The sequence below is a fragment of the Chitinophaga sancti genome, assembly GCF_034424315.1.
GTDB classification, from domain to species: Bacteria; Bacteroidota; Bacteroidia; order Chitinophagales; family Chitinophagaceae; genus Chitinophaga; species Chitinophaga sancti.
Genome location: NZ_CP139972.1, coordinates 7,553,485 through 7,565,963, shown reverse-complemented (window position 1 = coordinate 7,565,963; position 12,479 = coordinate 7,553,485). Strand labels below are relative to the sequence as shown.

Genomic DNA, 12,479 nt, shown 5'->3' with positions numbered 1-12,479 from the left:
TGTGGGGTTTATTGTCCGCTAAAATAAAAAAAAATGTCCGCCTTTTGAGCGGACATCAATATAATTTAGCGGATATCTTTATTGACAAACCGGTGTCACCACCAACAATGTCAAAGGTACCTGCCTATATTTCTTAAACGCCTCAAAGGTCAGTTCAGCAGGCAAATCCTGGAAGAACCTTTCATCAGCCTGTAAAGACACATTATCCTTCTTTATTTTGAAAAAGATCTTGCTATACTCTTTCTTCACCACCACTTCCTCATTCTTCTCAAACAGATCTCCTATCGTAGTGCCAATAGCATAACCTGTCGTAGTAATTATCTTTGGTGAATTGGTGGATATACGCAGTACCTTACCTGCCTTAATATCAGAAGTCTCCATCAGCAAATAAGAACTATCTTTAAATACTGCTTTTACATAATACCATTTCCCTTTCTCATAATCTGTGCTGCTGGTATCAACCCTTGCCGGAGCAAGTGTTTTAATCACTTCCCCCATACTGCACAGGGAAGTCGTTCCTAAAAGTTTGTCAGTGATGACAAGACCATCTTTTTTAACAGCTGTTTTGCTCTGAGTGCTGTTACAGGCAGTAAAACATAACATGGACAGGGATAAATAATAGAATAATTTCATAGTTCTTTGATGTTTATAAGCGACCAACTTAACGCTTAATAATGAAAATAAATATGCTTACCGTCAGCCCGGAAGCAGATTTTGGTATGCCCGGTACCCGATTTAAAACAGGCCGAACAGCCGAAAAAAAGGAAATTTATCCCAGCCCGCGATGAAAAAAAGAAAAGACCGCCATATATTGTAAATCAGTTCCTTCCCGGAAAGGCCGAACATAATTCTTACACCCTTTCCAGGCAAAAAACAGACGTTATGAAACGAATCATTTCTATCACTGTCCTTGCGCTATTAGCCCAATACGCAGCCGCGCAGGCACCTTTATATGCCTCCGTAGATCCATTCATTGGCGCTGGTGGCGAGGGGCATATTTTCGTAGGCCCCGCTGCCCCTTTCGGGATGGCCAAACCAGGCCCCGATTGCAAAGGGCATAGCAACAGCGGGTACAATGTGGATAAACAGGTGCCCCTACTGGGATTTAGCCAGACACATGTAAGCGGTACCGGTGGTGGCCCCAAGTATGGGAATATCCAGATCATGCCTTTCTCCGGCGATTTTGATGCTATCTACCAGGAATCTGCCAGGGGTGAAGAAATCGCGCAAACAGCCTATTACAGCGTTCTGCTGGAAAAATGGAAGATCAAAGCAGCGCTCACCACTGCCGACAGAGCCACCTTTTATCGTTTTATATTCGGTCAGAAAGGGAAAAAGGCTATAAAACTGGATGCAGGTTTCTTCCTCGGAGAACCCACTACGCCAGACCCCGATGCACGCGAAGCACAACAGTTTGTAGGATCAGAAGTAAGCGTAACTGGTAGTAATGAAATAAGAGGATATACCCGCATCAGGGGAGGGTTCAATAACGGAGCCGCCTATACTGTATACTTCAGTGCAGTATTTGACCATCCGTTTAGCAATTTCTCTACCTGGAAAGATCAACAGTTATTCCCAGGGAAACAGGTACAGTTTGATTCAGGAGAAAAGACTGGCGCCATTGCCTATTTTGATGCCGCCAGCGGAGATACGATCCAGGTAAAGATCGGTATCTCATTTATCAGCGAAGAAAAAGCCAGCTATAACCTTGACCAGGAAATACCTGACTGGCAGTTTAACAGGGTGCTGGCTACCACACAACAGAAATGGGAGAAATTGTTAAACAGGATCGAAATTGATCATTCTGCAACGAAGGAACAACGAATCATGTTTTATACCGGGCTGTATCATACGATGCTCATGCCAGTGGACAGAACCGGGGAAAATCCGCTGTGGATCTCTAATGAACCTTACTATGATGATTTCTATGCCATATGGGATACTTTCCGTTCTTCCAATCCGCTCATTACCCTTGTTAGTCCTTCCAGGGAAGTTGACATTATCAATTCCCTGCTGAACATCTATCACAGGGATAACTATATGCCCGATGCCCGCAGTGGTAATTGCAATGGCCGTACACAGGGTGGCTCCAATGCAGATGTATTGATTGCAGATGCCTATGTAAAAGGATTACAGGGCATTGATTACAACAAGGGCCTGCAGGCAATGCTGAAAAACGCAGATGTGCCCCCCGGGGATAATGAAGAAAAAGAAGGTCGTGGCGGACTGCCAGATTATAACACGCTCGGCTACGTATCCACCCGCTTTCCAAGAGCAGGTACACGTACCGTAGAATATGCATATAACGATTATTGCATCGCCACCGTGGCAAAAGGCCTGCAACAGGATCGGCTGTACGAACGATTCCTGAAACAGTCCGATAACTGGCAGAACTTATGGCGGCCCTATGAAAACAATGGTGCCAATGGATTCATATTGCCAAAGGATCAAAACGGCAGATGGGTGGATACCATTGACTGTAATGTACTGAATGCACCTTATAAACAGATTCAATATAACCCCCTGGCAGTAGACTACCCGAATTGCGTATGCTGGTGGTGTGCCTTCTTTTACGAGGCCAGTTCATGGGAGTATTCCCTGTACGTACCACATGATGTAAAAACACTGATCAGTAAAAGTGGTGGTGAAGAAGCTTTCAAAAAAAGGCTGGACATCTTCTTTAATAACAAATACTACAATGTAAGCAATGAGCCTTCCTTCCTCACGCCGAACCTGTATCACTGGATAGGCAGACCAGACCTGAGTTCTACGAGGATTCACCTGATCATAGACAGCAGTTACAATACATCTGCAGCTGGTTTACCCGGCAACGATGATTCCGGTGCAATGTCTTCCTGGCTGGATTTTCATATGATGGGCTTATTTCCAAATGCAGGACAGTCTTATTACCTCATCACTGCACCTTATTTTACCAGGACGGTGATCCACCAGGAAAACGGGAAGGATTTTAGTATCATCGCACATAATCTTTCTAAGAAGAATACTTATATCAGGTCTGTGAAGCTGAACGGGCTGAATTATGATAAATCATGGCTGGAGCACCAGGATATTGTAAATGGGGGTGAACTGGTGCTGGAAATGGGAGATAAAGCAGGTACCTGGGGCACCCAGGTAAGACCGCCTTCAAAATAAAACATTCATGAAAGTGGGAATTCACCAACGGGCATGAAAACCATTTTAAGAGAAAAGAGGTTGTATCAAAGGAAAAGTTACCCGGCACCCCGGCGAAGCATGTTTAGTGTTTATGAAACACTCAATGACTTCAACTTACCCTGGATACAACCTCTTTCAATATCACTTTTCCGCAATCACACTCACTTCCACCCTGGCATTTTGTACCAGCTCCTTTACCACCACACAGGTCCTGGCCGGGTACGGCGCTTTAAAATACCGCGCATATACGCTATTGAATTCCCCGAACAAACGCAGATCCTGCAGGTACACCGTTACACTCACTACCTTATTCATCTTCGTTCCTGACTGGTTTAAAACAGTACCCACATTCTTTAATGCGGCTTCTGCCTCTGCTTCAAAACTCAGATCCCTCTCACCACCTGTTCCTATCTGCCCTGATACAAATACCATTCCCCTGCTTTCAGTATAGTTGCTAAACAGCTTTACCTGCCCTTTTGTAACCAGGCCTGCTACTAATAGCATACTACACAATATTAAAATCCTTTTCATGTGTTTATAATCCATATTTACAAAACAAAAAAGCCATTGCTGCCATGGCACCAGCTCCCAGCTGCACCTCCCTGGGGTTGACCTGGTCATAAGTATCCAGGGCTGAATGATGAATGTAAAACAACCGGCTATCATCACAGTCAAGACTAAGCAATGCTTTGGCGATCCCTTTCATAGGTACCAGGTCAACTCCCCGCTGTTGCAGGCGGATATCGCCAGCATGATAAGGCACTAATAACTGCGACCATCCTCTCACCTTTGCAATAACAGCTGGCGAAGCTTCTATTCTAAAACCCCTGGGAATAAATCCACCGGCATCCGACTCAATCGCTGCCACATGTACCTCGTTCGCTTCCCTCACCTGCGATGCATATTGCTTTCCACCATGTGCACCAGCTTCTTCGTTCATGTACAATATGATCCTCAATGTCCGCTCCGGCGTTATACCTATCTTTGTGAACAACCTTAGTACCTCCATCGCCTGCACGATGCCGGTTCCATCATCACTGGCCCCCTCACCCAAATCCCAGGAATCAAGATGCGCGCCCACTGAAACAATTTCCTGCGGGTATTTATGCCCCTTCAATTCAGCAATCACATTGTACGATAACTCGTCCGGCAATTGCACACAATTCATCTCCAGCGATACCTGCAAGAAAGGATCTGCTTTGAGCGCCTTACTCAAATTATCTGCACTATTTGTACTTAATGCCGCTACCGGTATTTTCCTGACTGCTTCCTCATAACTCAGGGCACCGGTATGCGGGTAATCGTCCTTCGCCAGGGTCAGCGATCGGATCATAGCTCCAACTGCCCCTTTTTTTGACGCAGCTATCGCACCCAGCGAGCGTTGATCCACTGCCGATAGATAAGCATTAAATGTCTCCGGTTCACGGGCATCCATCGCCCTGTTGAAAAATACTATTTTCCCTTTCACCTTACTATCATCGAGTGCTGACAACTCATTCCAGGATCTAACTTCTACTACCTGCGCCGTCAGCGTACCATTCGTGCCAACAGAACCACCCAGCGCACATACATCCAGGCTGGCCGAAATTCCTTTACTGATCATGCCGGCAAACTCCTGCTCTCCTCTTACCCAATGTGGCACCATCACAGGTTGAAGATAAAGGCTGTCCGGGTGAAACTGCGCCAGGATGCCAGCTGCCCATTCTACCGTTTGCTTTGCCTGCACAGATCCTGCAATCCGGGCGCCGATCTTTGATGTCAGGTATTTAAGATTTATATCCATCACATCCTGCTGCAGTGTTTCGCTGTAAAGCTTCCTGATCAATATTGAATCCTGCTGTGCAAATAGCGGTGCGCCTATGAACAAGAGCAGTATTACCAGATAATTCTTGCCCATCATTTACTATTGGCCTACACCACTTGTAGTATAATTAATCGGGTACCAGCGATACCCATTTCCGGCTTTACGTATGTGGCCAATGCCGGGAAAGGAAATATGATCCGCAGCTATCCAGTAACCCTGTTTTGCCGCCTCTTCATATGCCTTCTTCCTTGATTGCGCAGCGGCCACAGGATCTACATCAAATACAATCGTTACCGCGGGATCTGCAAACTGCACTGCTGCTGAATGCATAATATCGCCCCAGAACAGGATCTTTTCTCCCTTGCTGCTTAACTGGTAAAAGCTATGGCCCGGCGTATGGCCCGGACTTGCCACCGGCAAAATTCCAGGGAAAAGTTCCTTTCCATAAGTGAATGTTTTAATCTTTCCTGCTTTCAGGTAAGGCAACATTTTAAGCCTGGCCTCATCAAAATATTTCTTTAGCCTGGCAGGGGCATTTTTATAGTTATCATCACCCAGCCAATAGTCCGCTTCTGTTTTGCTCACATAAATTTCTGCATTCGGAAATACCATCCTGGCACCATCCATTAAACCACCTGTATGATCCGTATGAATATGTGTGATCAATACCGCATCAATTTGTTCAGGCTGATAACCCGCGCGGATCATATTTGCAGGCAGGTGACCCAGCGTAGGTCCATACAGCTCTGCAGTACCGGCATCTATCAAAATCAGTTTCCCATCCGTTTTAACCAGGTAGGCATTTACAGATGCTTCTACTATCAGAGACTGGAAATTTTGCGCTGTTAGTTTTTTCAATTCTCCCGCCTGTGTATTCGTCAGTACCTTATTTAAATCCAGGGGAATACTTCCATCAGAAAAAGCAATGATCTCAATATCACCCAGCATCATATGATAACTGGATGGCTGTGCCAATACCTTCATGGTATCCTGTGCAAAAGTTAGTTGCGACGCAACTGTCATTAAACAAATCCAAATAAACGATTTCATATATTTTTATTAAAATTGTTGCTCCTCACATGCATGTACCAGGCAATTTTCTAAGCTTGATGCAAAGCTATATTTCTCTCAAACGCCGGACAAGTACGTACTTCATTATACCATAGGGTTAAAATTATCGCTATCACCCATATCATGATTATGTGTTAATTTCGACACCAGAATAAATTGGCTATGCAGGAAAGAAAAATACCTAAAGACCTGGATTGTGGAATGGGGATGATTATGGAGATCATTGGCGGTAAATGGAAACCTTGCCTGATCTATAATATTTCGCAGGGGCATAACAGGCCCGGGCAATTGCAGAAACTAAACCCCAAAGCAAGCCGGAGGGTACTTTACCAACAATTGAAAGAGCTGGAAGATTACGGCATCATTGAGCGGATTGTATACCCGGTGGCACCACCAAAAGTGGAATACTTTTTAACAGGGCTTGGCAATTCCCTGCTTCCGGTTATTAATGCAATGGACAATTGGGGCACACAATACCTGCATAATCCAGGGATTACACCTGTATTAAACAGTGAATTACATGGCACATTCGTGAAAGAGTAGGTTAGGTATTCCTGGCAAGTGATGCGGTAGGATGGATCACGGGCAGCAGATTATGATTCCCTCAAACTTCTTGTAGGAAATATGAGAAATATTTACAAAGCCTAAGATTGTTTCTTCTGTCTTCAGGCATATTTCCAGACGAACCCGGTAATAGTACTTACTCATAGATTAATTATTATAACAATTGGCTATAAATAAACTACCTCCTAAAGTATATCGTCTATTCGCTACAAAGATGTATGCTTCAGTCGATGAACACTGGTTCAATTTTTCAAATCCCAATTCCCATACCCTCCAACAAGATTTTTAAAAGTAAAAGGTAATGCCTTTCACATAATTCATTAAAAACAAGCAGCAGTCATGACCTGCGGCCAACGTAGTCCCTTAATCTACCAGTATTCTTCTTTAGGTATTGTACCATTTGTCTGTCACCTCTGGCGTTCATTATGATAAAAATTCGTAAACACCAAAAAAGTTAACAATAGGTAAACTATTAACATTGACAAATAATATACCCAATAAGCTGCAAAGTTGCCAGGCAAAAGGAATTTATATGAATTATAAATCATCATGATGAAAACAAGTACTTGTAATACACCTGGATTTCGAAATTTTAAAGAACGTTTTTCGCGTTTCTTTCTAACTCCCATATTAACAAACAACAACAGCAGACAAATCAAACAAATTATGGATAAAGCCGACAAATAAAAAACGTCTAAGCCATTAAAAGCACGTACAATCACAATAGCGATATAAGCTATCACAAATATGGCCAAACAATAAGTACTAACTTTTATTTTCATCTACTTAATTTTTAATCTAATTGACTCAGGATTTACTCCTTGCATGCGTCCATAAATATCCGCGACTACTCCCGCTCCTCCAGACGCTAAACTTGTATATCCTAGTGGAGCAGCACCCGGGAAAAAAATTGCTGCGACACCAGTTGCAAGACTTAAGACCCCTGATCCGGTAGCAACCCAGCCAGCAGATGTTTGTCTTTGTTGATTACTTTCAGCAACCAATTGCACCGGGCTTCGACCATTATTATTTACTTTAACGTTCGCGACTTTATTTACAGCTTTACTCAAATCACCACTCACCTTACCTATATCAATCGATTTCGGATCAGTAATAGTTGTTGTTTTAATTCCGTCGGAAGTTGAGATCTGAATTGTAGTGAGTGTATTTTGCGACAAATCTTTTTGAATTTCGCCGTTTGCATTAATACCAACGGTTGTTATTGTTGTCGAAGTCATCGTATATAAAGTAGCTCCCTCTCCATTCTTTTGCACAGTTGTAGTAGTCTGAATTTCAGTAACATAATCTGTTCCACAATCTCTGCAATTTTCATTATATGCAAATGTATTATAGATAACCGATGGTTGTTTTGTCACCTTTGGTGCGGGGAGCGGCGTAAGGCTTGTTGAATCAGAGGGGGCCATCCCATCAGGATCAATAAACCTAATCGGGTTATTAAATGAATAAACGTAAGGACTCCATCTAGGCATCTTTTCTGCCAGGAGGTCAAGCTCATGCCACCGTCCAATCTGCACATCGTACATCCTCGTTCCATAATCATACCACTCCAACCCACCTCCATCACTAAATTCCCCACTCTGCAATTCCTTTCCGTTATACTTCAACCTGTTCTGCAACCCTCCTGCCGCCCGTGAACTGATCCCCGCCATCGTCAACCCAAACGGATAATAATGTGTTTCCTCCAACAAGGGCCCGCTATTCAAGCCCAATACCACATTATCAAACATCACATCCTGCGTACTCTCATTACTGGTATATACATACAGGAACCCACTCTTTTGCATCACATTCTTACCCACAACTAATTCCTGCAACTTATCAGGAGCCTCCTTCACCTGCCTTACCCCACTGTTATTCTCCACCATCTTAAAATCATTATCAAACAACACATAATTCAAATATGCCTTCGGCCTCACAGTTGGTAAGTCATCGCTATTCTTCTCTTTTAAACGCTGATAATCATTATTAATAAAATTTTCATTAAACGGCGTACTATTCTCCTGTATCCCCGCAGTATGAACACCTGTTTCACTATTATCTCCTGTAAAGGCATGAACAAGGCTTACCAACATGTCTTCGGCCGGTATCTTTTTATTACTCTCCTGCAGCCCCTGAGACTTATAAAATGCCTTTGCACTAATCTGTACCGTATCACCCGCCATTACTTTCAACACCAGTGACGGCCCAATCTTCTGTCCGCCCACCCTGGCATTTAACTTTGCCACAAATTTATTAGTCGCCGTAGTGGCATCCTCCGGATATCCCGCAGGTTTTTCTGCTCTTGTTTCAGTAATATTACTAAACAATGCTGTCTCTGTCGCCACAGCTGCCGTCTCCATCGTTGCCGCATACATCGAAAAATCTGTCTGCTCTGTTAATACTAAGCGGATATTACCCAGATGATCCCTGATAAAATAATCATACACATAAGCAACCGGGCTACCCGTAACATAAACAGGCCTTATACGCCCCTCCTCATGACTGATCAATTCCAGGCTATCCTGCCGGTATACTAACTCCCCTATATAATCGGTGGTAGTGATTTTTGCCAGGGTACCTGTATTATCCGTTACAATCTTTCTCAGTTTATTGCCGCTAGCATCATACAGGTATTGAATACTTCCCTTTCCTGTAACAGTAATCACCTCCGGCAGGTTCAAATAATTATAAGCAATCGCACTGATCTTCTTATTCAGATCATATTTCAGGTTGCCATTCGCATCATAATCATAATCGTCACCAGAAGAATTTCCTTTTACAAAATCGCCCAGCTTAGCAGATGCGGTATTCATAGGATCAGCCACTGCTCCCAGCCTGTTACCATTTAACTTATACGTATAAGTTAGCTGATCAACAATAGAAGGAGCTGCTGTGCCCACTACTCCCTTCTGCGTCATAGACATGATATTTCCATTCGCATCATAAGTGAGATTACTCACAGAAAAATCCATCTTATCTTTGGTCCAGCCCGCACCGGCAGCATTTTGTTGATTGAATTCAGCAGCAATCAGCCTGCCGGAGTTATCATACTGATACCCATAAGCCCTGTTAATACCATCACCTGCACTTTTCCACCTGCTTCCCGCAATGTTACCATTATACTGACTGGTGGTAAAACCATAATCATAACTCAATTCCTGACCGAACCAGTTGCTCGTTGGGGATGAACTCAAATAACCTTTATTAATGCTTTTCAACCAGCCACGGATATTATACTCATAATTGAGGGTTTCCATCTGTGTAGACGTACCCGTTACTCCCAGGCGCTTGACCTGTGGGTGACCTAATTCATCATAACTATTGTCCGCAATGGTCCTTTCCAAAGCAGTATTATCATTCAACCTTTTCTTTACTGTCTTTACCCTGCCAGCAGCATCGTAACTGAACATAGTAAGGACAGTACTTTGTGGTGTTACTGCACTACGCCTGTTACCCTGTTTTCGATAGCTACTAAGCAATTTACCACTAAAGTCAAACAGGTTCGTAGTAACATCCCGGCCGCCGCTGATATTATCAGCAATCGTCTGTACCAGGCGCCCCTTATCATTGTAATAATTGGTGGTGGTCAGCCAGCCGTCCGTGGTACCCAATATCTTTACTTTTGTACCGGTAACCAATCCCCGGGTATTTGTGCTCGTACCAGCAATTGATTCTGCATACAGATTCGTACCTGCCTGTGGTTTGCTAAAGTCTGCTGATTCTGCAGCTTGTGCACCGGTAAAACTATAGTTATCATAAAAAGTATAGGATAATGGCGTAAGACTAGCGGCAGAAATGTCAGGCAGGGGATTGACAGCCGTAACGGCTACAACGCCCCGGTTAGCAGCTGCATCAATTTCCGCAGCTACTTCTGCCCCGGTACCAGATTCATATCCATACTCAAATGCAATACTATTCGTGGCCTGATAACTATGTACATCCGGCTCATAACTGCCTATTACCATATCGCTTACTCCGGGGATGGTATAGGAAATATTCTGCGAATTAGTAACCGCAGTGTTCATACTGTTTTGCAGCTGGGTCCTGGTCGATGCTGAATTATATAATGCAGTCATTGTCGGCCGGTTCTGTTCATCATAGAAGATCACTTTCCATTGACCTTTTGCCAGCAGATTGCCATCCTGGATAAATACCATGCGATCCCGTACATCATACACCATTTCTGTATAAGCGGCTCCGGGTAATTTCTTTCTGATCATGCGGTTTTGACCATCATACTCGTAGAAAAAACAGAGTTCCTCCGCGACCGTTGCATCTATCGTCCAGCTGCTTTTGATGAGCTCTACGGCTTTGGGAGGAATCACACAACGCAGATTATCCAAATCATCATATACATAATAGGTGCACAACCATCCCGTATGTCCATCTGCAGCATTGCTTGTTAGTTCCACCTTTTTTAGCACCACGCGGTGTTGTACATCCTTATATTCTACCACACGCTGTCCTTGCTCGTCCTTCATGATATTCTTAAACAGCTGACCGGCAGCATATACACGACCATTAGCACTGGTAGGAATATTTCCTGTAGCAGGCATATCCCAGATACGCACCTCGTCTGCGACCGTATTGAGCTGATATTGCAGTTCTACTGGTTTATTCCCACCTTTCTCTACGCCAGACGCATCATTCTTTGCCCAGCTATTACCAGTTGCATACTGTTTCAGCACACGGTTTAATGGAGAAGATTCATATGCTGTCTGACCATAATAAATATTTTCCCCCGCAGCACCAGGGTTCAGTGTCGTATTCTGATAAAAGGTATTTTGTGCATTAAAAGGATCTGTCTTGAATTTGCCATCATTTGTGTTGCCGGCCTGTGGCACATAAGGAAGGTACTTATAACTTTCCCGTCCAAAGTTGTCATATTGCACAGGTTCTACCAGGTCTTTACCGGAAGTGCTGGTACCTTTGGTGACTGTTTGTAAAAGTCGCCCCAGTCCATCGAAGTATTGGGTACGCTGCTTTACGGTGCTTACATCCGTAGCACCCGTAACAGCACTCAAATCAGATGTAGGCATAACAGGATCCCACGAGCGAACATAGTTAATAATAGTATTTGTATAAGCTCCGGGAATGCCTGTTGCAGTCGCAGCTGGGCGACCTGAACCTCCCGGCGTCTGGGCATACATATGCTGCAGTCCTGATAATACTAATATGCTACAAAGCAGTAAACGTATTGTACCAACTTTCATATTTAAAACTATTCTTTGTATTTCATTATCGTATAGGTCGTGGATATAAGTATCTTTCATACCTCAATGGCGAAGAAATAGCACATACGTATATGGTGTATAAGCACTTTTATAAAATGAAGTCCCGGGCTAACACACCCACATTATTACAATGGGTATCAACAGGGCTATGCAGGTTTAATATAAGCGGCTTATTAAACGCTAACGATTCATATATATAGGCTAAGATCTAAATTGAAAATTCTGATTATGCTCAAACAATATATAGATTTAAAAACGGGCAATGGGCAACATCAAAATATAACAATAACAAAGTTGTCAAAAGAATCGGACAAAACACATAACACTTTAGTAGTATAAACCCTAAACCTGGTACAAAGAAAACAGCCAGCTCCGCATTGTATATGCGGTATAGATCAATCAAATAAACCTGGAAATTCTTTGGATAAAACTCAAAGAATTTCCAGGTTCAATATTGGCAATATCATTATTATCTCATAAATCCCCCCTGACGCTTTTTCGCTAAACCTGACGTATTTTTTGCGAATTATTCATCTGAACAAAGCAGGCTTAGGTTCGTGAGAATTTCATTTCCTAACTGGTTTATTATTTAGTTTATCTGGTCTTACTTTATTTCAGTTAACTTAGCAAAG

The 12,479-nt window shown here is 43.3% G+C and carries 7 protein-coding genes; 2 read left to right on the top strand and 5 right to left on the bottom strand.

Going from position 1 to position 12,479, the window contains the following annotated elements; all coding sequences use genetic code 11:
• Positions 1-78: 78 nt before the first annotated feature.
• Positions 79-633: a hypothetical protein gene (locus U0033_RS29855; protein ID WP_143150745.1), complete on the bottom strand. Its 555-nt coding sequence runs from the start codon at positions 631-633 to the stop codon at positions 79-81.
• Between the two features lie 249 nt (positions 634-882).
• On the opposite strand from U0033_RS29855, the gene U0033_RS29850 reads away from it, so the two are divergent.
• Entirely contained in the window at positions 883-3,153 is a 2,271-nt protein-coding gene (locus U0033_RS29850; protein ID WP_072362273.1) for a GH92 family glycosyl hydrolase, read from the top strand.
• Between the two features lie 162 nt (positions 3,154-3,315).
• Here the strand turns inward: U0033_RS29850 and U0033_RS29845 are convergent, their stop codons facing one another.
• From U0033_RS29845 to U0033_RS29835, 3 genes are read right to left on the bottom strand one after another with little or no spacing between them, the layout of a single operon-like run.
• On the bottom strand, positions 3,316-3,678 hold the full coding sequence (locus tag U0033_RS29845) for a RidA family protein (RefSeq protein ID WP_072362271.1): 363 nt from the start codon (positions 3,676-3,678) through the stop codon (positions 3,316-3,318).
• A 31-nt stretch (positions 3,679-3,709) separates the two neighbouring features.
• The gene (locus U0033_RS29840) at positions 3,710-5,074 is read right to left on the bottom strand and encodes a M20/M25/M40 family metallo-hydrolase (protein WP_072362209.1); all 1,365 of its coding nucleotides are present in this window, start codon (positions 5,072-5,074) and stop codon (positions 3,710-3,712) included.
• A 3-nt stretch (positions 5,075-5,077) separates the two neighbouring features.
• Positions 5,078-6,028 (bottom strand): MBL fold metallo-hydrolase, encoded by a 951-nt coding sequence (locus tag U0033_RS29835; protein WP_072362206.1) that lies wholly within the window; start codon positions 6,026-6,028, stop codon positions 5,078-5,080.
• 183 nt (positions 6,029-6,211) lie between these two features.
• On the opposite strand from U0033_RS29835, the gene U0033_RS29830 reads away from it, so the two are divergent.
• Positions 6,212-6,592, top strand: coding sequence for a winged helix-turn-helix transcriptional regulator (locus U0033_RS29830; RefSeq protein ID WP_072362205.1), 381 nt, complete (start codon positions 6,212-6,214; stop codon positions 6,590-6,592).
• An 803-nt stretch (positions 6,593-7,395) separates the two neighbouring features.
• Here the strand turns inward: U0033_RS29830 and U0033_RS29825 are convergent.
• A complete protein-coding gene (locus U0033_RS29825; protein WP_177318615.1) occupies positions 7,396-11,826 on the bottom strand; it encodes a DUF6443 domain-containing protein in 4,431 nt (1,476 codons plus the stop codon).
• Between the last annotated feature and the right edge of the window lie 653 nt (positions 11,827-12,479).

What these genes read in the sequence shown, in the direction of transcription:
- U0033_RS29855 (WP_143150745.1), bottom strand. Translation starts at nt 633, where the DNA reads ATGAAATTATTCTATTATTTATCCCTGTCCATGTTATGTTTTACTGCC.
- U0033_RS29850 (WP_072362273.1), top strand. Translation starts at nt 883, where the DNA reads ATGAAACGAATCATTTCTATCACTGTCCTTGCGCTATTAGCCCAATAC.
- U0033_RS29845 (WP_072362271.1), bottom strand. Translation starts at nt 3,678, where the DNA reads ATGCTATTAGTAGCAGGCCTGGTTACAAAAGGGCAGGTAAAGCTGTTT.
- U0033_RS29840 (WP_072362209.1), bottom strand. Translation starts at nt 5,074, where the DNA reads ATGATGGGCAAGAATTATCTGGTAATACTGCTCTTGTTCATAGGCGCA.
- U0033_RS29835 (WP_072362206.1), bottom strand. Translation starts at nt 6,028, where the DNA reads ATGAAATCGTTTATTTGGATTTGTTTAATGACAGTTGCGTCGCAACTA.
- U0033_RS29830 (WP_072362205.1), top strand. Translation starts at nt 6,212, where the DNA reads ATGCAGGAAAGAAAAATACCTAAAGACCTGGATTGTGGAATGGGGATG.
- U0033_RS29825 (WP_177318615.1), bottom strand. Translation starts at nt 11,826, where the DNA reads ATGAAAGTTGGTACAATACGTTTACTGCTTTGTAGCATATTAGTATTA.